The organism is Sphingobium aromaticiconvertens, from assembly GCF_037154075.1.
In the GTDB taxonomy this organism is placed as follows: domain Bacteria; phylum Pseudomonadota; class Alphaproteobacteria; order Sphingomonadales; family Sphingomonadaceae; genus Sphingobium; species Sphingobium aromaticiconvertens.
On record NZ_JBANRJ010000001.1, the window covers coordinates 1522266 to 1546030 of the forward strand.

At 58.9% G+C, this 23765-nt stretch carries 22 protein-coding genes and 1 pseudogene; 17 read left to right on the forward strand and 6 right to left on the reverse strand.

Annotated features, from left to right (window positions below):
* Positions 1 to 145: 145 nt before the first annotated feature.
* The 4 genes from WFR25_RS07245 to WFR25_RS07260 are packed head-to-tail and all read left to right on the forward strand — an operon-like array spanning position 146 to position 4220.
* Positions 146 to 1666 (forward strand): class I adenylate-forming enzyme family protein, encoded by a 1521-nt coding sequence (locus WFR25_RS07245; protein ID WP_336969772.1) that lies wholly within the window; start codon positions 146 to 148, stop codon positions 1664 to 1666.
* 26 nt (positions 1667 to 1692) lie between these two features.
* Positions 1693 to 2757: an LLM class flavin-dependent oxidoreductase gene (locus tag WFR25_RS07250; protein WP_336969774.1), complete on the forward strand. Its 1065-nt coding sequence runs from the start codon at positions 1693 to 1695 to the stop codon at positions 2755 to 2757.
* Positions 2758 to 2805: 48 nt separating this feature from the next.
* Positions 2806 to 3924 carry an Rv3169 family protein gene (locus WFR25_RS07255; RefSeq protein ID WP_473829106.1) on the forward strand — a complete coding sequence of 373 codons (1119 nt, stop codon included), beginning with the start codon at positions 2806 to 2808 and terminating at the stop codon, positions 3922 to 3924.
* Positions 3924 to 4220, forward strand: a complete 297-nt coding sequence (locus WFR25_RS07260; RefSeq protein WP_336969778.1) for a hypothetical protein — start codon at positions 3924 to 3926, stop codon at positions 4218 to 4220. Before WFR25_RS07255 ends, WFR25_RS07260 begins: the two co-directional genes overlap by 1 nt.
* A 35-nt stretch (positions 4221 to 4255) precedes the next feature.
* On the opposite strand, the gene WFR25_RS07265 is transcribed toward WFR25_RS07260, so the two are convergent.
* A protein-coding gene (locus WFR25_RS07265; RefSeq protein WP_336967452.1) for an IS3 family transposase occupies positions 4256 to 5619 on the reverse strand; the annotation gives its coding sequence in 2 pieces (ribosomal slippage) (positions 4256 to 5269 and positions 5272 to 5619; 1362 coding nt in all).
* A gap of 88 nt (positions 5620 to 5707) precedes the next feature.
* On the opposite strand from WFR25_RS07265, the gene WFR25_RS07270 reads away from it, so the two are divergent.
* Positions 5708 to 6295 carry an SMP-30/gluconolactonase/LRE family protein gene (locus tag WFR25_RS07270; protein WP_336969780.1) on the forward strand — a complete coding sequence of 196 codons (588 nt, stop codon included), beginning with the start codon at positions 5708 to 5710 and terminating at the stop codon, positions 6293 to 6295.
* 27 nt (positions 6296 to 6322) lie between these two features.
* Positions 6323 to 7495: a 3,4-dihydroxy-2-butanone-4-phosphate synthase gene (gene ribB / locus WFR25_RS07275; protein WP_336969782.1), complete on the forward strand. Its 1173-nt coding sequence runs from the start codon at positions 6323 to 6325 to the stop codon at positions 7493 to 7495.
* Positions 7496 to 7704: 209 nt separating this feature from the next.
* Here the strand turns inward: ribB and WFR25_RS07280 are convergent, their stop codons facing one another.
* Positions 7705 to 8736: an IS110 family RNA-guided transposase gene (locus WFR25_RS07280; RefSeq protein WP_006952422.1), complete on the reverse strand. Its 1032-nt coding sequence runs from the start codon at positions 8734 to 8736 to the stop codon at positions 7705 to 7707.
* A 180-nt stretch (positions 8737 to 8916) separates the two neighbouring features.
* Here WFR25_RS07280 and WFR25_RS07285 point away from each other — a divergent pair.
* A pseudogene (locus tag WFR25_RS07285) lies at positions 8917 to 10020 on the forward strand (IS256 family transposase); the annotation flags it as partial.
* A 261-nt stretch (positions 10021 to 10281) separates the two neighbouring features.
* Here the strand turns inward: WFR25_RS07285 and WFR25_RS07290 are convergent.
* Positions 10282 to 11316 (reverse strand): IS110 family RNA-guided transposase, encoded by a 1035-nt coding sequence (locus tag WFR25_RS07290; RefSeq protein ID WP_336969784.1) that lies wholly within the window; start codon positions 11314 to 11316, stop codon positions 10282 to 10284.
* A 33-nt stretch (positions 11317 to 11349) separates the two neighbouring features.
* Here WFR25_RS07290 and WFR25_RS07295 point away from each other — a divergent pair, with 33 nt between their 5' ends.
* From WFR25_RS07295 to WFR25_RS07325, 7 genes are all read left to right on the forward strand, one after another.
* Entirely contained in the window at positions 11350 to 11475 is a 126-nt protein-coding gene (locus WFR25_RS07295; protein WP_336969786.1) for a hypothetical protein, read from the forward strand.
* A 140-nt stretch (positions 11476 to 11615) separates the two neighbouring features.
* Positions 11616 to 12647 (forward strand): IS110 family RNA-guided transposase, encoded by a 1032-nt coding sequence (locus WFR25_RS07300; protein WP_006952422.1) that lies wholly within the window; start codon positions 11616 to 11618, stop codon positions 12645 to 12647.
* 629 nt (positions 12648 to 13276) lie between these two features.
* The gene (locus WFR25_RS07305) at positions 13277 to 14407 is read left to right on the forward strand and encodes an integrase (RefSeq protein WP_336974751.1); all 1131 of its coding nucleotides are present in this window, start codon (positions 13277 to 13279) and stop codon (positions 14405 to 14407) included.
* Positions 14408 to 14516: 109 nt separating this feature from the next.
* A complete protein-coding gene (locus WFR25_RS07310) occupies positions 14517 to 14696 on the forward strand; it encodes a hypothetical protein (RefSeq protein WP_336969787.1) in 180 nt (59 codons plus the stop codon).
* A gap of 52 nt (positions 14697 to 14748) precedes the next feature.
* Positions 14749 to 15330, forward strand: coding sequence for a recombinase family protein (locus WFR25_RS07315; protein ID WP_336974753.1), 582 nt, complete (start codon positions 14749 to 14751; stop codon positions 15328 to 15330).
* Positions 15331 to 15653: 323 nt separating this feature from the next.
* Positions 15654 to 16268 carry a uracil-DNA glycosylase family protein gene (locus WFR25_RS07320; RefSeq protein ID WP_336969789.1) on the forward strand — a complete coding sequence of 205 codons (615 nt, stop codon included), beginning with the start codon at positions 15654 to 15656 and terminating at the stop codon, positions 16266 to 16268.
* On the forward strand, positions 16265 to 16819 hold the full coding sequence (locus tag WFR25_RS07325; protein WP_336969790.1) for a DUF488 domain-containing protein: 555 nt from the start codon (positions 16265 to 16267) through the stop codon (positions 16817 to 16819). Before WFR25_RS07320 ends, WFR25_RS07325 begins: the two co-directional genes overlap by 4 nt.
* Positions 16820 to 16969: 150 nt before the next feature.
* Here WFR25_RS07325 and WFR25_RS07330 read toward each other — a convergent pair whose 3' ends face one another.
* On the reverse strand, positions 16970 to 17704 hold the full coding sequence (locus tag WFR25_RS07330; RefSeq protein ID WP_336969791.1) for a hypothetical protein: 735 nt from the start codon (positions 17702 to 17704) through the stop codon (positions 16970 to 16972).
* Between the two features lie 24 nt (positions 17705 to 17728).
* Between WFR25_RS07330 and WFR25_RS07335 the strand changes: the two genes are divergently transcribed.
* Both WFR25_RS07335 and WFR25_RS07340 read left to right on the forward strand, forming a co-directional pair.
* Entirely contained in the window at positions 17729 to 17917 is a 189-nt protein-coding gene (locus WFR25_RS07335; protein WP_336969793.1) for a hypothetical protein, read from the forward strand.
* Between the two features lie 91 nt (positions 17918 to 18008).
* Positions 18009 to 18773: a hypothetical protein gene (locus tag WFR25_RS07340; protein ID WP_336969795.1), complete on the forward strand. Its 765-nt coding sequence runs from the start codon at positions 18009 to 18011 to the stop codon at positions 18771 to 18773.
* Between the two features lie 77 nt (positions 18774 to 18850).
* Here WFR25_RS07340 and WFR25_RS07345 read toward each other — a convergent pair whose 3' ends face one another.
* Both WFR25_RS07345 and WFR25_RS07350 read right to left on the reverse strand, forming a co-directional pair.
* The gene (locus WFR25_RS07345) at positions 18851 to 19186 is read right to left on the reverse strand and encodes a hypothetical protein (RefSeq protein ID WP_336969796.1); all 336 of its coding nucleotides are present in this window, start codon (positions 19184 to 19186) and stop codon (positions 18851 to 18853) included.
* Between the two features lie 1063 nt (positions 19187 to 20249).
* Positions 20250 to 20696, reverse strand: a complete 447-nt coding sequence (locus WFR25_RS07350) for a response regulator (protein WP_336969798.1) — start codon at positions 20694 to 20696, stop codon at positions 20250 to 20252.
* 537 nt (positions 20697 to 21233) lie between these two features.
* On the opposite strand from WFR25_RS07350, the gene pgaA reads away from it, so the two are divergent.
* Positions 21234 to 23762 (forward strand): poly-beta-1,6 N-acetyl-D-glucosamine export porin PgaA, encoded by a 2529-nt coding sequence (pgaA, locus tag WFR25_RS07355; RefSeq protein WP_336969800.1) that lies wholly within the window; start codon positions 21234 to 21236, stop codon positions 23760 to 23762.
* The last annotated feature ends 3 nt before the right edge of the window (positions 23763 to 23765 follow it).

The window sequence follows — 23765 nt, forward strand, 5'->3', positions numbered from 1 at the left end:
GTCGCCGCCATGTCGTTTGATGAAAGAATATAGCTTGCGTCTCGTTAGATCAAGGTCTAACAATAGTCCATGATCAAAGCGACTGGAAAGGTCGCTAATAGGCCCCGACAGACGGGAGAGGGCAAGCATGAATGTCAGGGATCTTATGGCGCAGGCCGTGCGCTGCAATCGTGAACGGATCGCGCTGATTCACGGCGATCGCCGTTTGACGTTTGGTGAGGCGTGGGAGCGCGGTATTCGCCTCGCAAACCTTTTGCTTTCCCGAGGCGCCCTTCCTGGAGATCGCATCGGATCGCTTGAGGACAATGGGATTAGCGCCGCCGATCTGATCCAGGCGTGCGCCATCGCGAACCTCACGCGGGTGCCTTTATATGCGAGGAACTCTGCTGAGGCGCATGTTCATATGCTTGCCAATACGCAGTGCAAACTCGTCATCGTCGATGCGCATTATGCCGGCGAAATGCTGAGCATAAGGGGGCAGCTACCGGATCTTGTGGATGTGATCGTTCGCGATGCAGAATTCGATGGATTGCTCGCGGAAAGCTCCAGCGAGATGCCCAGCATCACTATCGATCCCGACGACTATTATGTCATTCGTCATACCGGGGGGACGACGGGCAAGCCAAAAGCTGTCGCTTACTCGCATCGCAGTTGGCTGGCGGCGTGCCGTGACTGGTTCTACATATTTCCACAAGTGTTGGCGGGAGATCGTTGCCTCCATGTGGGGCCAATCTCCCATGGGTCTGGCTACCAATATCTGCCAATATGGTTTGCCGGTGGCTGTAACGTGCTGATGGATCACTTCTCCGCTGAGGCAATGGTGGAGATCATCGAGCGTGAGCGCGTCGCTTTCTGTCAGGTTGCCGCAACGATGCTGCGGGCCATTCTCGATCATCCAGGGTCAGTGGGCCGCGACTATTCCAGTTTGAAATGCATGCTGGTCGGCACTGCTCCGATCCACGAACGAACGGCCCGAGCCGCTCGCGAGTTGATGGGTGATATACTCTATCAAGGCTATGGACAGACCGAGGTTCTACCGGTTGCTTTCATGGGGCCTGCACAGTGGTTCGCAGACGTTCCGGGATCACAGCCGATAAATGCGTGCGGCATGGTGATGCCCTTCGCGTTGGTCGAGGTCTGGGACGAGAATAATCACCCTGTCCCGACGGGGGACATTGGAGAGATTGTCGCTAAGGCGGACGGCCAGATGACCTCCTTCTGGAATAATCCCGAGGAGACTGCTGAGCGCATTGTCGATGGCTGGATCAAGACGGGCGACATCGGACGGCTCGATGCCAACGGGTATCTGTACTTAGTCGATCGAGCCACGGACATGATCGTGTCGGGCGGCTACAATATCTGGCCGCTGGATTTGGAACGCGTGATCGCGGCGCATCCCGACATTATCGAGGTCGCTGTGTTCGGCGTGCCGCATGCGAAATGGGGCGAGACACCCTTGGCGGTTTGCGTCGTGCGTGATGGATATGCCGTGTCGGAACAGCATCTGATCACCCGCGTCGCTGAAGAACTCGGCAGCTACATGAAGCCGTCTCGCGTGGTTTTTCAGTTGGAACCATTGGTTCGTAGCGCCGTCGGCAAAGTCAACCGCAAGGCGCTGCGTGAGCCTTACTGGATGGATGTCGATCGACGCGTCTCGGGAAGCTAACTTTATTTCTGTATAGGAGAGTTTACATGCAAGTCGGATACATGATGTTCTTGTCGAACCTGCATGACAACATGCCGGACGACGTGATGGTTCGGAACGAGCTCGAGATCGCCGAATTGGCCGAGGGACTCGGCTACGATACGATCTACTGTCCGGAGCATCATTTCGAAGATTATTCAATGGCGGTGGATAGTCATCAGATACTAAGTTACCTGGCCGCTCGCACCGAAAGCATCAAGTTGGGCAGCGCGTGCATTGTGCTGCCCTGGTGGACCCAGCCTGCGCGAGTGCTTGGCCGGATCACGACGATGGATGCTCTTACGAACGGGCGTTACGTCCTCGGCTTCGCCCGCGGACTTGCCCGCAAGGAGTTTGAGGTATTCGGAATCCCCATGGAAGAATCCCGCGGCCGTTTCGACGAGATGGCTTCCATGATCGTCAAGGGAATGGAAACCGGCATCGTTCAGGGCGATGGTCCTTTCTTCCCCACTCCGGAGACTGAAATCCGTCCGCGCCCTTCGATAGCTCTGAAGGATCGACTGTTTTCGGTCGCGATGTCTCCGGACTCGGCGAAGCAGATCGCGGTCAATGACACGCGCATGATGACGTTTGTACAATTCGCAATGGAAAAGCATCTTGGCAACATCAACATCTTCCGGGAGGAGTACCGGAAGAACCATAATAAGGAGCCCGGTCCGACGCTTTTGGTCGACTTCACATATTGCCACGAAGACGCCGGTCACGTCGAGAAGATGATGCAGAAGTATATGGCGGCAAACTATGTATCACTTCTTAAACATTACGAATTCATGGCCGACTATCACAAAGAACTCAAAGGCTACGAAGCCTATGGAGAATCAGCTAAGTTCCTGAACAGCCTTGGTCTTGAGGACGCGGTGCAGGATTATATCAAGCATCAGGCATGGGGTACGCCCCAGCAGATCCTTGACAAGCTGGAGGCGCGCAAGGCGATCATCGGCGATTTCGAGTGGAACTCGATCACTAGCTATGCCGGTCTCCCATATTCTGAGGTCAGGAGCTCCATGCAGCTGCTGGGTGAGAAAGTTATCCCTGAACTTAAGACTTGGTGACATCGCCGGAACCTCGAGAATCATTCTCGCTTTTAGAAGGAACATGCCGTGATTGGCCCCGCAGACGACTTTCCCGTTCATCAGACTCATGAGCCGATACGATTCGCAGGTACGAGCGATCGGCGATTTTATGACCGCTATTTCTTTACCGGTCACCGCTGCGCACCCGACTTGTTTTTCATGATCGGAGTCGGCGTCTATCCAAACCTGGGTGTAATCGACGCCTTCGGATCCGTCGCTTTGGGGTCGATGCAATATTCTACCCGCGGGTCGCGCGAGTTGGGCGACGATCGGATGAACATGTCCAATATCGGTCCTTTCAATGTCGAGGTTATTGAAGGCCTTAAAAAGCTCAGGATCTGGTGTGAGCCTCGGCCGGACCAGGCCGTTCACTTCGACCTTGAATGGAACGGCGCCGTTCCAGCCTTCGAGGAGCCGCCGATCCTGCAACGGGTGCTAGGCCGGGTGATGGAGCAGGCGACACGACTGATCCAGACCGGATCATGGACGGGCTACATCGTCTGCAACGGCGAACGTATCGAGCTTGACCCGGAAACGAGTTGGGGCGCGCGCGATCGTAGCTGGGGTGTGCGATCGATCGGCCTTGAACGGGAACCCAAAGGCATTCAGCAGGCGAAAAATGCGAGCAGCGAGCGCACCTCTTTGTGGATGTGGGCGCCGATGCAGTTTAACGATCATACGATCCATTTCAGCCTGTCGGAGTTTGCCGATGGGCGGCGGGAGATCGAAACAGTTCGTCGCATGAAGTCGTTCGGCAAGGATGGTGTCGCCGCGCCCGCCGAATTTTTGCTGGGTGCCGAGCATGACCTTCGCTTCGACCACGAAACGCGCGAATTGCTCGATGGGTCAGTCAGCTTCCTTGAACCCGACGGCTCGAGGCGACATGTGAAACTGACGCCCCTTCGGCGGGCCTATCTGCGCGCCGGCACGGGATATGGCGGCCCTGACCCGTGGCGCCATGGCAAATATATGGGTGAAAACTGGTCCGATTCGGTCAGCTACGATCTTACGGACGAAGAACTGACAGCGAAGATCGGCCCAACGCACGTCCTGTGCCGGATGGAAACGGACGACGGACATGTCGGCTACGGCACGTTCGAGACGCAGGTATACGGCGCCTATCCGCGCTATGGGTTCCACTCCTGATGACACAGGCCAGCGCGAGCATCCCGGCTACCGCTTTGCCGACCAGCCTCGTGGCTGGCCTGTGTCAGGCGGTGCCTGGTCTGACGGCAGCGACCGGATTGCGCCGCCTCACCGGTGGCTCCTCCCACGAGACCTGGTCCTTTGATGGCGTTTTTGCGGGTGAAAGCGGTCCGATGCCGCTGATCCTGCGGCGCGAGTTCAGTCATTCGCTCTTCGAGATGACCTCTCAGACTGAATTTGCTCTCATGAACCAGTTATGTCCGTCGTCAGAACATTTGGCACACGTCGCGTCGTAAATTAGCGGAGTGCGGGCCTCGTCTTGGGGTTGATGTTAAGCGGCGAGCCTGCGGTGTTGCAAGCGCCGATATTCGATGGTCTTTCGCTTGATCCTTTCGCGCTGTTTGATGATGGCGGGAGCCCTGCCGAGGTAGGCGTCGGCGGGCGTCACGTTGTTCAGGCTCTCGTGGTAACGCTGGTTGTTGTAATGCTCGACGAAGGCCTCGATCTGGGCCTCAAGGTCGCCGGGCAGGAAGTAGTTTTCCAGCAGGATGCGGTTTTTCAGGGTTTGGTGCCAGCGCTCGATCTTGCCTTGGGTCTGGGGGTGCATCGGAGCGCCGCGTACATGGCTCATCTTCTGGGCATCGATGTATTCCGCCAGTTCGCCCGCGATGTAGCTGGGGCCGTTATCGCTGAGCAGCCTGGGCTTGTGCAGCACGGTGGCGCTGTCGCAGCCGGAAGCCTTAAGGGCCAGGTCCAGCGTGTCGGTGACATCCTCGGCGCGCATGTTGGTGCACAGTTTCCAGGCGATAATGTAGCGCGAGAAGTCGTCGAGCACGGTCGACAGGTACATCCAGCCCCACCCGATGATCTTGAAGTAGGTAAAATCGGTCTGCCACATCTCGTTCGGACGCGTGGTCTGGGTATGGAAGCGATCGGCGGCCTTGATCACCACATAGGCCGGACTGGTAATCAGATCGTGGGCCTTCAACAGGCGGTAAACGGTGGCCTCCGACACGAAGTAGCGCTTCTCGTCGGTGAAGCGCACCGCCAGTTCGCGCGGTGACAGCTCGCTGTAATCCAGCGCCATCTCGACGATCTGGCCCTGGATATCGTCGCCGATGCGGTTCCACACCCGACTCGGCGCCGATGGCCGATCTTCCAGCGCCTCCGGCCCGCCTTCGACGAAGCGATCGTACCAGCGGTAGAACGTCCGGCGGGGGATGCCGAGTTTGTCCAGCGTGTGCTTGGCGGGCAGGTGCGACTGCTCGACGATCCGGATGATCTCGAGCTTTTCGGATGCGGGATACCTCATTCGTCGTCGCCCCCATCCGCGATCATGCTTTTTTTAAGCAGGCGGTTTTCCAGCGTCAGGTCGGCCACGCATTCCTTCAGGGCACGGGCCTCGCGGCGCAGATCCTGCACCTCGCCAGTGGTCGCAGCACGGGCGGTGTCACCGGCCAGGCGCCGCTTGCCCGCTTCCATGAACTCCTTCGACCAGGTGTAATACAGGCTTTGGGCAATGCCTTCCTTGCGGCACAACTCGGCGATGCTGTCCTCGCCGCGCAGACCGTCCAGCACAATACGGATCTTGTCTTCGGCTGAGAAATGGCGCCGGGTCTGCCGCCGGATATCCTTCACAACACGCTCAGCAGGGGCCTTTGTCGGCGAATTTTTCAAGGAGGGTTTGGGCTTCATCTTCGTTCCTTCGTCACTACGACGAAGCCCAAACCCTCCTTAATTTACAACCTCAAATCTGTGCCATTGGTGCTGACGGCGGACAGACATGATCGTTGATGCGACCGGTCGTGCATATGTCACCCATTTCGGGTTCGATTTGTTCCTGGGTGCTCCGCCTGCGCCTTCGACGTTGTTATGCGTCGAACCAACTGGTGAAGTGCGCGTCGTTGCCAGCGATCTCCTTTTTCCCAACGGGGTTGCGATTACGTCAGACGGCGGCACGCTGATCGTCGCAGAGACGTTTGGCGGTCGGCTGACCGCGTTCTCCATCCTGGCGGATGGATCGCTTACCGACCGCCGGTGCCTGGCTCAGCTGGGAAATGAGCCATCCTGGGAAAGCGTTCACACGTTGCTGGAAACGAATTTCGCTCCTGACGGATGCGCGATCGATAAGGAAAACTGCATCTGGGTCGCCGATGCAGTCGGCGGCCGCGTCGCGCGGGTGTCCAGCGACGGTCGGATACTGGAGGAACGCAGGCCGCCTCAAGGGCTGGGCGTCTATTCCTGCGCATTGGGCGGCAGCGATGGCAAGACCTTGCTTCTTTGCACCGCACCCGATTTCGACGACGTCAAACGCAAGGCGACGCCGCAAGCGAAGCTCTTCACCACTACCGTGTCCGTTCCACGCGCCTGACGCAGACCGGCAACCGAGTTTCTTCACATGGATGGACATACATATATCAGCCCGGTCAATGAGATCATCGACGAGGCGCGAAACGGACGGATGTTCATTCTGGTCGATGACGAAGATCGGGAAAATGAAGGCGATCTGGTGATCCCCGCGCAGATGGCGACGCCGGACGCTATCAATTTCATGGCTACGCACGGACGGGGCCTGATCTGCCTGGCGCTCACGCGCGAGCGCGTCGACGCTTTGCAACTTTCTCCGATGAGCCGCTCCAACAGCACGCCCTATGAGACGGCCTTCACTATTTCGATCGAAGCAAAAAGCGGCGTAACGACTGGCATTTCTGCAGCTGACAGGGCCCGTACCATATCGACCGCTATCGACGCGGCGAACGGTCCCGGCGAACTCGTAAGTCCGGGACATGTGTTCCCGCTGACTGCCAGGGACGGCGGCGTCCTTATCCGTGCTGGCCATACTGAAGCCGCCGTAGACGTCGCAAAGCTCGCTGGCCTCAACCCCTCAGGAGTGATCTGCGAGATTATGAACGATAACGGGTCGATGGCGCGCATGCCCGACCTTGTCGAGTTCGCGCGACGGCATAAACTTAAAATCGGTACGATCCGTGATCTTATCGCCTATCGTTTGCGCCACGATCACCTTGTACGGAAAGTTGCAGAAGTCCGGTTTGACAGCCCTCACGGAAGGGATTGGAAGGCGATCACCTATCGCAACCAGGCAACCGGCCTCGATACGCTGACATTGCTGAAGGGCGCTGTCGATGCGTCAACCCCGACGTTGGTGCGGATGCATACGTTGAATATTTTCTCTGACGTTCTTGGCGTGGGTGATCGGCGGACCGATCAGCTCAAGGCGATCATGAGGGCAATGGACAGTGCTGGCTCCGGCATTGTGGTGGTTTTTAATTCTCCGGCTGCTTCAATAATATCTTCTCTCGCGCAAGCCCATATCGAATTTCCGATCGATGACAGTTCCGAGCCGGAAATTTTACGAGACTATGGGACAGGCGCGCAGATTCTTGCCGAATTGGCCGTTGGAGAGATGATATTATTTTCCAACACCCCGCACGCTTTAGCAGCGCTTTCTGGTTATGGGTTGACCGTCGTGGAAGAACGAAGAATTTGTGATGAAGTCTTAACAGAAGGTCGTGTCCCACGGGGTTCTCTAATCGCCACTGTCAACAGCTGACCTCTTTGCGGTTCGTCACGCGCGCTGGGCTCCAGGGTTCTCTCCGCGGTCGTCGCGCTGGACGCCGCATGTTAGCGTTCAAAGTAGGGTGAATCTAAGTGGTGTGCGCGGTCCGTGCCGCACTCGCGGGAACGATCTCACCCTCGCTAAGCGTCCCAGCGGGACGCGTTCTGTCGCGCTTGAGTTCAGCGTATTGCTTCGGATTTGGATCAGGCCATGGCCGCCTCCCGGAAGGTCGTGTTGGTACGCCACATTGCGTGCAATGTTACCGCCAGCTTCCTGGCCAGGGCGACTTTCGCTTTGCGAGGCCCGGTTCGGCCTGCGATCGCCTGTGCCCACTCACGCAGGCGAGGGCCGCCAAGCTTTCGAGACAAGATCGCATTTGCTGCTTCGTACAGGCATTTTCGAGCGAACCTGTCACCGCTTTTCGAGATGCGCCCGTTCCGGCTGATTTCGCCAGATTCGTAGCGCCTTGGCGTCAGACCGAGATAAGCGCCCGCGCTGGAAGATCGGTTGAAGCGTTCGGCGTCGTCGAATGCTGCAGTTACCGCCATCGCGGTGATCGGTCCGACTCCCGGCGCTGTCATCAAAAGACGTACCGTACCATGCTGTTTGGCTACCGCCCGGATTTTGCCATCGAGAGCGGCAATACGGGCTAGAATTTCACTCCGGGCGTGCATCAACGCTTCAAAGATAGGTATGAGCTCCGGTGCGACTGCCAGCTCGCCTGTGATGATCTCCGTCGCACGGCGTTTGAAGCCCCCAACCCGTTTTCCGAACATCACGCCAAACGTTTTCAGCAACCCTCTGATCTCATTTTCAAGCTTCACACGCATGCCAACCAGCGTATCGCGCGCTGTCAGCATCGCCCGGTTAACATAGGCCTCATGACTCTTTATCCGGGCAGCCTTGAACCAACCTGTGCGGACAATCTGAGCCAAGCCGCGAGCATCATGTCTGTCGGTTTTATTTGGCATCATTTTGAGGACCGCATTAGCGTGACGCGCATCCAGGCAAATGATCGGGACACGCCGCTTCGTCAGCGCGTTCCAGAGCCAGACGGCAAGGGGACCTGTCTCCATTCCCACCCGTTCGACATCCGCGGCGCGCTTCGCTAGCCAGTCGGCTATCGCGTCAGGGCAGGTCGGCACCTTCGCCTCCGCGAGAATCTCACCTTCCGCCCCAACCAGGCAAATCGCCGTCTCCTCCTGTGACACATCCAGTGCTGCAAAAACTCCCATAACGTCCTCCACGTTCGACTCCGGCCGAGCGCCGAAGCGGCAATGACATCCTACCGCAACAAAGCGGAGGTCGAGTGTGGCGATTACGTTAAGTGGTGTAGGAAGGTTTCCCTGAGAGGGTGGCCACCGTCGATCTTCTGGTAGGGTTCGGATGCGAACTCGAACCTGGAGAAGAAGACGATGACCGATGACAGAATGGCCCTTGTTGAGCTGATCGAGCAAGGGGCTGACAGCGATTTGGTGCGCGAGATGCTGGCTTTTGCCGCTGAGCGCATGATGGATCTGGAGATTGAGGCCAGAACCGGTGCGCCCGCCGGCAGTCGCAGCCAGTCGCGACTGAACCACCGCAACGGCTACCGCGAACGGGGATGGGACACCCGTGCCGGTCGGATCGATCTGGCGATCCCGAAGCTGCGCAAAGGCAGCTACTTTCCGAGCTTCCTGGAGCCGCGCCGCACCGCCGAGAAGGCCTTGGCAGCGGTGATCCAGGAGGCCTATGTGCACGGCGTCTCGACCCGTTCGGTCGACGATCTGGTTAAGGCGATGGGCGCCAGCGGCGTATCGAAGAGCCAGGTCAGCCGCCTGGTTGCCGAGATTGACGAGCGGGTGAACGCCTTCCTCACCCGCCCGATCGAGGGCGAGTGGCCCTATTTGTGGATCGACGCCACCTACCTCAAGGTGCGTGAGGGCGGACGGATCGTCTCGACGGCGACGATAATCGCCGTTGGCGTCAACACCGATGGCCGCCGTGAAGTTCTGGGCGTCGCCACCGGCCCTTCGGAGGCGGAGCCCTTCTGGAAAGCCTTCCTGCGTTCGCTGGCGGATCGCGGACTGCGCGGGGTGAAGCTGGTCATCGCCGATGATCACAAGGGACTGCGCGCTTCCGCCAGCAAGGTGTTTGCCGCGAGCCAGCAACGCTGCCGGGTGCACTGGATGCGCAACGCGCTGGCCCATGCCGCGCCCAAACAGCGGCCCGCCGTGATTGCCATGATCAAGACGATCTTCGCGCAGGAGACGACCGAAGCGGCGCACCAGCAGTGGGAGCAGGTCGCCGATGCCCTGCGCGAGAAGTTCCCGAAGCTGGCCGACATGATGGACGCATCGCGCGAGGATGTGCTTGCCTACATGGCGTTCCCGAAGGATCACTGGGCGCAGATCGCGTCCACCAACCCGCTGGAAAGGGTGAACAAGGAGATTAAGCGAAGGGCCGATGTCATCGGCATCTTTCCCAATGATGCCTCGGTCATACGCCTCGTCGGCGCGCTGATGCTGGAGCAGAATGATGTGTATGGACCACCCCCACCTTGCAAGGCTTTTCAACAGATTTCGACGATTTCGGATCTTGCGGTCGTGTATCCGGCCTTGTTGTGCGGCATAACACGCCGCAGGCCCCTATGGTTTCCGCGGATCGACGGCCGGACAAATGGACGAACTCAAATTGGTTCGCATCATTTCAGTGACCTTTGTCGATCCCCGGTGATACCGGTTCGCCATACTTTGTCGTTGCCCTCGCAAGTCGGCACCATCACATCGGCGCCGAACTGGTTAGGCCGCCATCGGCAAAGGCGATGGACGGCGGTATACCTCATTCCTGGTCAACATGGCCCAGATCGAGCGAGCCGTCTTGTGAGCGACGGCTGTTGAGGCTACATTCACGGGCCTCCTGTCGACCAAAGCTTTAAGCCAGGGCCGAGGTGTCACGTCCTTGCGGAACGTTGTTCCTACAACGGCCCGAACTCCATGGATCAAGAGCGTTCGGAGATATCGATCGCCGCCTTTGCTGATCCGACCAATCTTCTCTTTTCCCCCGCTCGCTCGAATCCGTGGCGTCAGGCCAAGCCAAGCTGCAAAATGACGGGAAGACTTGAACTGACTGCCATCGCCGACGGCTGCCACAATCGCTGTCGCCGTAATTGGGCCCACGCCCGGAGCAGTAGCCAGACGCTGGCTGTCCGGGTTTGATTTGTGCCAGGCGACGATCCGCTTCTCCATCTCGCCAAGCTTATCGGTTAATGTGTCGATGTGCCGGAAAAGACATCGCAACGCTTCTCGCGCTTCGTCCGGGACGACGGTCTTGTCCGAGGTTGCAAGACGCTCGCTCAATATCGCGAGCTGTCGCACGCCCTTGCCCGCGATAAGCCCGTATTCGCCCAGCAGTCCGCGCAGTGCATTGATCGTCGCCGTTCGCTGTCGGACCAACAGGCTGCGGACACGATGCAAAGCCAGAACCGCCTGTTGCTGCTTCGTCTTGATAGGAACAAACCGCATGTTCGGCTTGGCGACGGCCTCGCATATGGCCTCCGCGTCGGCGGCGTCCGTCTTGTTCCGCTTCACGTACGGCTTAACGTACTGAGGTGGAATGAGCTTGACCGTGTGGCCGATCTCCACAAGCAAGCGCGCCCAGTGATGCGCGCTAGAACACGCTTCCATTCCGACTAGGCACGGCGGCTGCTTTTTGAAGAAGGCCGCCATATCGGCCCGAGAGAGCTTTCGGCGAAGCACGGTTAAGCCGGCCTCATCTACACCGTGAACTTGGAAAACCGTTTTGGCCAGATCAAGGCCAATCGTAACAACTGACATCGCGCTTCCTCCACTTTAATGGCACCATATAATATGATCGTTTGCATGGGGGTGGTCCATGCCATCAAATGGGCGGTGTCACGCCGCTACATGACGCTGGAAACAATCGGCGCGGTGAGCCATAACCCCATTGTCAGCCTGCCAGCTCTGGCTGCCTGACCCGAACCCGATCCCGATCCTGCCGTGGATTGACGGTTCCTACACCACTTAACGTAATCGCCACACTCGACCTCCGCTTTGTTGCGGTAGGATGTCATTGCCGCTTCGGCGCTCGGCCGGAGTCGAACGTGGAGGACGTTATGGGAGTTTTTGCAGCACTGGATGTGTCACAGGAGGAGACGGCGATTTGCCTGGTTGGGGCGGAAGGTGAGATTCTCGCGGAGGCGAAGGTGCCGACCTGCCCTGACGCGATAGCCGACTGGCTAGCGAAGCGCGCCGCGGATGTCGAACGGGTGGGAATGGAGACAGGTCCCCTTGCCGTCTGGCTCTGGAACGCGCTGACGAAGCGGCGTGTCCCGATCATTTGCCTGGATGCGCGTCACGCTAATGCGGTCCTCAAAATGATGCCAAATAAAACCGACAGACATGATGCTCGCGGCTTGGCTCAGATTGTCCGCACAGGTTGGTTCAAGGCTGCCCGGATAAAGAGTCATGAGGCCTATGTTAACCGGGCGATGCTGACAGCGCGCGATACGCTGGTTGGCATGCGTGTGAAGCTTGAAAATGAGATCAGAGGGTTGCTGAAAACGTTTGGCGTGATGTTCGGAAAACGGGTTGGGGGCTTCAAACGCCGTGCGACGGAGATCATCACAGGCGAGCTGGCAGTCGCACCGGAGCTCATACCTATCTTTGAAGCGTTGATGCACGCCCGGAGTGAAATTCTAGCCCGTATTGCCGCTCTCGATGGCAAAATCCGGGCGGTAGCCAAACAGCATGGTACGGTACGTCTTTTGATGACAGCGCCGGGAGTCGGACCGATCACCGCGATGGCGGTAACTGCAGCATTCGACGACGCCGAACGCTTCAACCGATCTTCCAGCGCGGGCGCTTATCTCGGTCTGACGCCAAGGCGCTACGAATCTGGCGAAATCAGCCGGAACGGGCGCATCTCGAAAAGCGGTGACAGGTTCGCTCGAAAATGCCTGTACGAAGCAGCAAATGCGATCTTGTCTCGAAAGCTTGGCGGCCCTCGCCTGCGTGAGTGGGCACAGGCGATCGCAGGCCGAACCGGGCCTCGCAAAGCGAAAGTCGCCCTGGCCAGGAAGCTGGCGGTAACATTGCACGCAATGTGGCGTACCAACACGACCTTCCGGGAGGCGGCCATGGCCTGATCCAAATCCGAAGCAATACGCTGAACTCAAGCGCGACAGAACGCGTCCCGCTGGGACGCTTAGCGAGGGTGAGATCGTTCCCGCGAGTGCGGCACGGACCGCGCACACCACTTAGATTCACCCTACTTTGAACGCTAACATGCGGCGTCCAGCGCGACGACCGCGGAGAGAACCCTGGAGCCCAGCGCGCGTGACGAACCGCAAAGAGGTCAGCTGTTGACAGTGGCGATTAGAGAACCTCCTGGGACACGACCTTAACAGAAAGGAACTTTTCTGTAGAATTGCTCGCACCAACATGCGATTTTTGTTTACCCATCAGATAAAATACTTCGCTGAGTATGGGTTTCGCGTCGTATCAGCAAAACTTAAAGCTGGTTAGCAACCAGCCGACATGACCTGCTTAAGCCATGAAGTGGGTTGCCCTTGGGTGTATCCTTCGAAGCTTGTTGTTCCGGACATACTGATGTTACAATTATCGCATGTCCGTGTTTGACGCCTCTTCATAAGGTCGGCTAGAAATCACGCCGATGGACCACCCGGCACCCCTCGACAACAACGCCCTGATCGGGGGGGAAGCGGCGCCAGCTCCAACGGCGTCGGTCGATGATCTCTCGTGGGCGGTGGTGAAGATGCGCGCGGTCGAGCGCATTGTGGTCAACGAGCCGCTGATCGCCGCCTACCAGGCTGCATCCTCGCCACACAGCATCCGTGCGCTGAAATGCGATCTCGACGCGTTCGACCTGTGGTGCCGGCGCCACAATCGGGTCGCGCTACCGGCGACCCCGGAAACCGTGGCCGATTATCTCGACGCGCGGGCGGGGCAGGGGAGCAAGCCGGCGTCGCTCGGCCGCTACAAGGCGTCGATCGCCAAGATCCACCAATTGCTCGATCTGAAAGATCCGACACCCGCGCCGCTGATCAAGCTGCGGCTGCAGGCTGTACGCCGCGAGAAAGGCGTCGCGCAGAAGCAGGCGCGGCCGCTGCGGTTCAAGGGGCCGGTCCGCAACGTCGAGCGTGACGTGCCCCGTGGACTGAATGTGCGGGCGCTACTCGAAAGCTGCGCCGAGGATTTGCCGGGTTTGCGCGATCGCGCGCTGCTTTCGGCCGGCTATGACACCGGGCTGCGCGCCTCCGAGCTCGTCGCGATTGAGGTCGAGCACATCATCGAGGCGATCGACCAAGAGGCTCGCCTGCTCAGCATTCCACGTAGCAAAGGGGACCAGGAAGGGGAGGGAGCAACCGCCTATCTTACCCCTCGTACCGTTCGCGCGATCGCGGCTTGGCTCGAGGCGGCTGGAATTGAGGCAGGGCCGCTGTTCCGGCGCGTCAACGTGCGGCGCTACAAGGCGAGAGCGGCGGTACGAGGGAGGCCGATCGACAGCATCTCCGGACGAGAATCCTGGGACCTGCGCAAGACCCTGCCCAAGCGCGCGGTGCCGGCGCGGGTCGAGTATGATGTGGGGGCGGGGGCGCTCCATCCCGCCTCGGTCGGCCCGATCTGGCGCGCGATGATCCAGCGGGCCTTCGATGCCGGCGCGCTGGCCGATCTCACCGCCGACGATCTGGCGCGGCTGTTGAAGGGGATCAGCGCGCATTCGACGCGGGTCGGGCTCAACCAGGATTTGTTTGTCAGCGGCGAGGATCTCGCCGGGATCATGGACGCGCTGCGCTGGAAAAGCCCGCGGATGCCGTTGGCCTATAATCGCAATCTGGCCGCCGAGCAGGGGGCGACGGGGCGGCTGATGGCGAAGATCGAATAGGTTTAGGCAACGGCCGGAACGCCGGGAAGATGCTGCAAAGCGAGACGGCGAGCTACGCCAGGCCAACGAAATTCTGATCAACGTGAGTGCATATTTGGCTTCGGGAACAATGAAAGCCGCGGCCTTGGCCCAGGCGGCGGAGCCCTGGACGGGTCCGCTCGATAGAGACATCTACGGCGATGCTCGCAACGTCGCGCCGGGGTGGCACATCCACTATCTCGAACGCGAGTGGCGCAACTGGCTCGGGGAAAATGAGATTATACCCAAAAACCCCGACGGCATTTCCTAAATTCTGCCGGACCTGGTTCGTGAAGCGCGGCGACCCTCATCCCGACGCGAAGCTGCTTATTGGCTATGCCCGCGTTTCGACTGATGATCAGGATCTACAGCTGCAACGGATCGCGGTGAAGGACGCCGGCTGTCGCCGCATCTTTGAGGAGAAAGTGTCGGGGGCGAAGCGCAACCGGCCTGAGCTGGCGCGTATGATGGACCAGCTTCGCGATGAGGACGTGGCGGTGGTGACGCGGCTCGACCGGCTTGCCCGATCAACAAAGGATCTTCTCGACATATCCGAGAAACTAAACGGCGCTGGACTGCGCTCTCTAGCGGAGCCTTGGGCGGATACAACGTCGCCCGCTGGCCGTATGGTGCTGACGGTGTTCGCCGGCATTGCCGAGTTCGAACGAGAGCTGATCCGTCAGCGTACCAGTAGCGGAAGGGTCGCGGCGAAGGCGCGCGGAGTCCGTTTCGGTCGGTCTCCAAAGCTGATAGTGGACCAGATTTCGCTCGGCAAGCGGCTAGTAGGGGAGGGCACGTCCGTGCGCGAGACGGCCAAGCTACTCAAGTGCCATCATGCCACTCTCTACAGGGCACTTTCGGCAACGGTATCAGATGGTTTCCCGGATAGATTGGAGGCAATTTAGCGCCCTTGTCGTCGGCCTCTATACCCGAGGTCGTACTGGGTCGGTACATAGAACAGGAGGTAATCGCGGGATCGTACCGTGGACGCCATCACGACTTTGACGTGGATATCGGTGCCACCAACGTGCGACGCCATGATGAAGCGCAGGTTGGGAGAAAACCCTGATCCTGCCCGTAACGGAGAAAGCCGCGCGCACCAAGGTCCAAGCCTGACCGGTAGGTTTCCCACGACGAAAAGCCGTCATACGTCGCGGGATGGACCAGCTTCATCTCGTGTGCGCGCCACGAAAGGAACTCGTTCCTCCCGGTCGTGTTCATACTCACGATGTCTGCGCTCCCCGAGGACAGCCTGAAAGAGGCTCGCTTTCACATCTTGCTGGACGAGGCACGGCGCTGCCGGGTCTGTGCTGGCCTGCTTCCGTTCGAACCCCGCCCTGTCCTTCAGGCGTCGACAACGTCGCGCTTGCTGATCGTAAGCCAAGCACCGGGCAGTAAAGTCCAACAGTCCGGGATGCCGTTTTCGGATCGTTCGGGTGATCGCCTGCGCACATGGATGGGGATAACGCCCGAAACTTTCTACGATGCCAGCGTGGTAGCCCTTCTGCCCATGGGCTTCTGCTATCCAGGCCGCGGCAAGAGCGGCGACGCCCCGCCGCGGCGCGAGTGTGCTCCGCTATGGAGGAATCAGATTGTTGCATATCTGTCGGACGTGCGGCTGACCCTGCTGGTAGGGACCTATGCGCAAGCCGCTGTGCTGGGACCAGGCAGGATGTCGGATCGGGTGCGTGATTTTCGGGGATACCTGCCCTCGCTGCTCCCGCTGCCGCATCCCTCATGGCGCTCGCAGCTTTGGATCAATCAGAATCCGTGGTTCGTCTCCGAACTCCTTCCAACATTGCGGAGCGCAGTCGCAGCCGCATTGTCGAAGGAGCCAGTATGAGCCGCGAAGACCGCTTTCCGATCTACACAGTCGGTCATTCCACTCGGACCATCAGCCAGTTCGTCGAAATGCTGCGTGCCGCGCAGGTCACAGAACTCGTCGATGTGCGCTCAATTCCGCGATCCCGTACTAACCCGCAGTATAATCTCGACGCGCTTCCGATGGCGCTCGCCGAATATCAGATCAATCACACCTATATCGAGGAGCTTGGCGGACGGCGACCACGACAGTGGTCGATCGATCCTGAGCTGAATAGCTTCTGGCAGAACCAGAGCTTTCACAACTACGCCGATCACGCACTATCGAGCGACTTTCACGCCGGCTTTCGGCAGCTTCTCGAGCTGAGCCAGCGAAAGACCTGCGCGATCATGTGCTCCGAGGCGGTCTGGTGGCGCTGCCACCGCAGGATCGTCGCGGATTACCTTCTGGACGGAGGCAGGGAGGTCTTTCACCTGATGGGGAACGGCCGCATCGAACCTGCCAAGGTGACATCAGCGGCCACGAGGCAAGGCGGTCAACTCATCTACCCAGGTGCGGGCAGCGCGGCATGAAGATCAAAACGGCTAACAATATTCCGTTTCCGGGATGCCCAAAAGTGTAGATGCGTCTGACACCTTAAGCCTGACAGGAACATCATCCAAGGGTGAGATTTTGCGCGCCTTTTTGCCGACGCCGCCTCGATGCGGGATCTCGTGCCTTCCTCAGCGTCCGGGAAGTTCCGGAAGGGTCATTCTTCCGCGCTCGTCTCTGATATGGCGCAGCACCATCTGTTCAGACACTTCCCGGCTTTGAAAATCATAGCGCATGCGTACCGCGATATCGGTCTTGCAGGGGCCTTTGCCCGGTTCGTGCTTGCTGCACGCCAGAACATAGGTGCGGATCACGTCGAGACGTTGCGGATCGAGCTGTGTTTCCGAAAGGAAAGAAAGTTGGGGTACATGACCGCCCGCAGGGTCATCATCCAGGGTGCGGCGCGCGGCCTGGATAAGGCGAGCGCGCAGTACGTCGTCCTTCAGATAATGCGGGTTCAGCCGCAGCTTCGCGGCTGACAGATGTCCATCAGCCGGGCCGAGATTAGCCAGATAGCTGACCTCGTCAGCCCGATCGCTCGCCAGCCGCGTTTCAAAGGTAAGTGAGGTGGGCACTGTCCCAGTTGTTTTGATTGGGAGGATACGCAGCGCCAGACTGTGCTGCGCCGATGTGGCGTCGGGGGGCAAGGCTTGTCGGAACGCTGCGATGCATGGGGTCAGACGGTCCAACGACGGCTGCGGGGCTGCCGGGTCCATGTCCAGCTCGATGATCGTTCTGAAGGCCGGCGTGATATACGTTTCATCAATGCCCAGCGCGGTCACACTGCATTTCCGCAGCGCCTGATCCAGCGCTTTCAGTTTCGCGCCTGCGGCTACGCCATTTGCATAGGCACTACGCAGGCGCACCTCACAACGCGTCTCTGAGCTGCATTGCGCGGGGTCGCGATCGACACCGAAGCGGATGCGGGTAACCGGATCGTCCTTGATCGCGAGAACGACGTCATAATGATCCTTTTGCAGATGTGTGTTGTAAAGTTCGAGGCGGCCTGGATAGTTGATCTCGGCGAGCGCCAGGGCGGCATCGATCGATCCCTGGCGATCCCCGCACCCCGCCAATAAACATGCGAGCAGCGGCAGGCACCACCATGTACGGGGCCGCCAAGTCATTCTTCGCCGCCGCAGGGCCCGATGATGCGATCGACCCGCAGCGTTGGCCGCTCATCCTCGCCGGAGATCAGCTGCCCTGCAATCGCAAGGCAGCCACGATCATTCCATGCCTTTACGATTTTCGCCTGGTCAGCCTCTTCCCCGATCATCGGTAGCGGCGGGGTTTTCCGTCGAGATCGGCGTAGAGCAACCGACTACGGGCAGCGAAGCCGCGTTCGTCCGGCTCGAAAACACCACGGCTCGGGCACGGCAGGCGCACGCAGTCGATGCCGGTATCGCCGACGTGCAGACGCCTGGCCTCGTTGTGCTCATCATTCACAACAACAGGCGCGGTGGCGGCCGGAGCGGCCATCATGAGAACAATTGCGCCAATCATCTTTTCCGCTCCATTTCAATTCATGACCCGTTCAACGACCTCAAGCGTACTTATGCAGCAGCCAATCGCGATTATCCCGATATAGAGATGTGGAAGGCACCGATGTTGAAAAATAAAGTGTTGATGACGGCATTGGCTGGCTCATCCCTGTTTCTTGCCGACGCTGCCCATGCGCAATGGCTTGGTCCCACTCTGGATGCGCAGCGTATGGATAATCTGCGCAAGCATCAGCAACGGCAGCGCGCGAAGGCTGCTGGACAGCAAAACCAGGCGCAGCCCGCAGAACGGACCGCCCGCCCCCTCACGCGTGCCGAGCGCCAGGCTGCATGGTCCATCCACAAAGTCCATTATCAGCGCCGCGTAATTCGCGATGGTCAAGCCAGCGCCGACCGTTGGTTTGAGGCGCGGGCGCGTGCAATGCGCAGGCCTTAACTCTGGAAAAGTTGTTGATTGCGAGGATGTTGTCCGCGGCTGCGGCATCAGCCGCACCCTGTCCATCCGACGCGATATTATCTTTTCGAGCGATCGATACGCGTCTTCATCTCCAGCCAGCGATCAGCATTCTTTTTGCCGACGCTGCGAAGAAGTTCTTGATAATCTGAGCGATACGTCGCCATCGATTTTTCCAGGTCTAGCGGAGCAAGCGGATCCTTATAGGCGATGCCCGCCGAGTTGCGGGCATCATTGCCGGACCGCTTCTGGTCCATCCGTCGATCGAACTGTTTTCGTTCCCAAACCTGGCGGTCCCGTTGACCACTGCTGTAATCAATCTGCGCGACTGCCGGCGCGCAAATGGAGATCGCCGCCAACAGGCCAAGTGACGTCTGGTAAGGTTTCAAGCGCATATCTTCCTCATATACTCTCGTTATCCGATGATTCGAGAGAGGCACTGCACCACGTCGAAACCCTGATAGGGTTTGGCGATAAATTCGCAGCCCCCGGGAAGCTCAACCGCCATCCGAACAAGCGGCTCGTCTTCGACAATCAAGACGAGGGTGCAACTCACTGACCTTTGTCGTATCTTGCAGCACGGCACGCCCCGCCCCTAAATCAACATCTTCCGGAATCCGTTAGAACGCCGGCAGGGGAGCGAGAGTTTCCGCCTGGGGCGAAATTAGCGGCTTTGCAGGGCTTGGACTTCCTCACAATCTATTCCGCGCAAACGGCAACCCGGCTCATTGTCATCGGGCCTCCACCGAAACCCGGCGTCGCGCGATTGACCCAACGCACCTTCTTGCAATTGGTCTTGCTTGTGCGCGTTGTCGCCCTTGGGCGGGCGTCGACCGGCTGAGCACCCGCCTGTTCGTCCAGCCATCGGTTCGCTGCGACGGGACCGTCCCGCAACATTCTGCGACGATATTCGGCCTTGTTTCTGGAGGACGCGGCTTGCCGCTCAGCCTGCGAAACCTGCCTTGACGACGTGGTTCGCCTGGACGCTTTGGACCTTCTCTCGCCCGGCCTGTCCGTCACCATGTCCTGTTGGTGACGACGCAGCGTTTCTTCCCGAACCGTGTCGAGATGCGTACCTAGGTAATCCTGCGCTGCTACGGGGCCAGTGGTGGCAATTATAGCCAAGACGAGGGCGATGGTCCGCATTGAATTCTCCTGCAAAGGACGCCACGGCGCGACGTGCTAGGTCTTTACTGCCATCGACCGCCTCAGGTTCAACGAACGTCACCGGCGGCCAACTGTTTCCGCGTAGGACGAAATTAGCGGCTGCGACCCTTAGTCGGGGAGGGCGGTTGCTTCTGTGCTGCTCCACGGCCCCGAAACTCCGGCGCATTGGCGTCGAGCGGTTCACCGGATCGGATTACCGCCGCAATGGCCTTGCGCGTCGCCCCCGCGGCATCGATGGAGCGCGCGCTCTCGCCGCGTCCTTCTCGGCCGTGTTCTTCAGGAACGCATCCGCTAGCCGTTCGTGCACGGGAAAGTGGCCGGGTGGAAAGATTGGGCGCGAAGAACAACATGTCGACACCCACCGCCTTGATCCGGGGCAGCAATCAGGGATTGTACGATCCGCATGAAGTCGTGAGCCCGCGACGGCTTCTTCACGAATTCTGCCCGCCTCGGCAAAGCTCCGGCAGCTGGTTGCACGCGGCCCGAAGTGACAATCAGAGCGATTTCCGGCCAACGCTCGTGAACGATGTTGGCTAGGGCGACTCCATCCATCGAACCAGGCATCTCGATATCGGTAATCACCATTCCGAATTTTTCGCTCCCCCTGAGAAATTCTAATGCCTCATCGGCAGAGCACGCTTCAACAGTTTCATAATTTGCGACCGTCAAGCTCTCGACAATCAACCGGCGAAGCACCGGATTATCATCGACCACCAATATAAGATTGCCGCGGCGCATAAGGCTATACATCCCGCCGTTTTGCAGAAAACAGAATAGGACCTTGTTAACTCACAAACGAACGACATTCGACAGAAATGACTTCATTTTTACAATAATTTGCAATCTGCCGATGTGGGAATTGGGTGAGCCAAACGGAAGGCTGGAAAGACCGAGGCGGGAGGGTCAAAGGCAGAACAAATGTGAATGTAGCGCCGTAACCTGGCTCGGGGAACGCAGCGACTAGAGCCACGGTGCCACTTAGCGGCAGGCGCTTATTCGCTTTAATGTTCTACAACATTCTTGTAGATTATGCAGTACCGCATTACTCTCTTTTCCATTAGAGGCCAAATTATGGCGACATTCGATGTGGCAGAGAGAGCAAAAAACATAAAATTTCGTAGCTATTCGCGTAAATGCCTTACATTTTCTATGTAAATTAATTAATAATTTGTGAAGATACTTTCTCTAACTTCGAGACGTATATATTTACAATCGTTTACATTTCAGATTTCATCAATCATTGACCAACAGTACTTTATTGGTCAGTCAGCGGCCATGTATAAACCGCCGACAGCCACTAATATGTCTAAAACGATTGATCGTCATCCTCCGCCGAGAGCCAGATTTAGGGCAATGGGTGGTGAGGGCGGATTCCGGAAGGCATGCCTAGCAGCATTAGCGCTAGGCACCTCCCTAGCTTCTCCAGCAATGGCCGCTCCGCCGGATCCGGTGGAATACAACGCCGCGATCGAGCGTGCGCGTACTGGTGATCATGCGCCAGCGCTCGACATGCTGCGGGCGCGCGCATCCGCCGATCCCCAAGACGTTCGCGCAGCAAAGGACAGGGTCACTATTGCCAGCTGGGCAGGCCTGGATGCTGAAGTCATCAGCAGCTATCTGGCCCTTCCACAAGAGGCCCAGTCCGGCCTTGATATGATCGAGGCAGCCGCGCGTGCCTACCGCAACGAAAAGCAGTTTTCAGCGGCGCTCAGCCTGTTTCAAAAAGGCTTGCGAATCGCACCCGGACACCTGGCGTTTCTCATCGGCGAGACAATGGTCCTCGCGGATCTCTCCAAACCGGCTTCGATTGCCAAGGGCGAATTGCTCGTCCGCGATGTACCGCTCAATGCCGATGTCCATGCCGCACTAGGCTATGCTTACAGCCGGATTGGCCGTAACTTCGATGCCCTCAGGTCCTACAATCGGGCTCTGGAACTCGCCCCAGCCCGGGCCGATCTCCGCCGTGAACGCATTTTCGCCTATGGCAGGGTCGGTCTTGCTGCACCCGCTCTCGCGCTTTCCGATGCCGAGCCAGGTCTGCTCGATCCCGCGCAGCAACGGAAGGTTCAGGCTGCCGCGGCTGCCGAACTCGTGCGGCTTGCGCCCAGGCCTTCAAGAAATGAAAGTGAGCGCTTTCTTGTCGCCGACCGCGCCATCTCACGCCTGGATTCACTCATTGCGCTTTGGCGGGAGCAGGGACAAGGCGCCGAAGAAAGCATTCAGCAGGCGCGGCTCGATCGTATCGTGGCCTACCATGCCCGGTTCCGCATGCAGGACGCCAGCGCTGAATATCAGGCGCTGCGTGCAGAGGGTGTTACGGTTCCGCCCTATGTTCTTGCCGAAGTAGCGTCAGCCTATCTCTACCTGCGCAAGCCGGTGATCGCCCGCGATCTTTATCGTGACCTAATTGATGCTGGCGACCCTGATCTTACCCAGCGCGCCGAGATCGGTCTCTTCTATGCCTTGGTAGAGAATGAGGAAATAGAAGCGGCCCGCGCCCATATCGAAGCCGTCAATCAGGCGCGCCCAATATGGCATTACGAGAAGGGCCAGCCCGAAAAGTTACCCAACTCCGATCGGCTCGAAAGCGAGATGGCGGCAGCCATGGCCGGACTGTTCGCAGACGATCTGCCGGAGGCCGAGCGGCGCTTTTCCAGCATGACCGATGCCGCGCCTGCCAATGTCGGTCTGCGCACCGGTCGCGCTTCGGTCTGGCGTGTGCGTGGTCTGCCGCGTACCGCGGAGGCCGACCTCAAAATAGCGGAAACCCAGGCGCCGCGAGCGCTTGATGTCGAGGTTGAGCAGGGCCTGACGGCGCTTGATCTCAATGAATGGCGTCAGGCTGAACTCCTCAGCCGGGATATGCTCACTCGCTTTCCTGAAAATCTGCGCGCCCGGCGCCTCGATCGTCTATGGCAGGTGCACAACAAGGCGGAATTTCAGCTACGTACGGAATATGGGTTCGGGGGCGGCAACCCCCTGACTGGCAACCGGGATCGCGGTATCGAAGCTGTCCTCTATTCGCCACCGCTTGACTACAACTGGCGCGTTTTTGCCGGTTCGGGTCATGCCTCGGGCCGTTTCGAGGAAGGGAAAGGCAAGCGCGACAAGGTTTTCGCGGGTGTTGAGTATCGCACCCGCAACCTCGTGCTTGAAGCCGAAGCCTCGGGCCATCGCTACGGACATGGTTCCAAGCCTGGCATGCGGCTCGCGGCGTCCGTCGATATCAACGATAATTGGCAGATCGGCGCGACGGGGGAGGTTCTTTCGAGTGATACGCCGCTGCGCGCTCTGCATAATGGCATCAAGGCCGATGGCATCAGCGCTTTCCTTCGCTGGCGTGAGAATGAGCGGCGCGAGGTGCGCGGGAGCGCTCAGACATTGTGGTTCTCGGACGGAAACGACCGCGTTGCCGCGCTCGTCGAAGCAACCCAGCGTATCCATACACAGCCTCACTTTCGGGTCGACCTGGGCTTTGACCTGAGCTTTTCCGCCAACAGCCGCAGCAATGTACCCTATTTCAGCCCTTCGGCCGAAGCCGCCGCGATGCCGCATCTGACCCTCACTCACATAATTCACCGTCGGTACGAAACGGTGTGGGACCATGCTCTGACGCTTGGCGCGGGTGGCTATTGGCAGAAGCAATACGGGACGGGCGCGATCCTTTCAGCGGATTATCGCCATACCGTTCGTGCCAATGATGTGTTCGAGGCCTCCGCCGGAGTGGCGACGCTCTACCGTCCCTATGATGGCGACTACGAACCGGATCTGCGCGCTTCCGTCAATTTCACATTCCGCTTCTGAGGC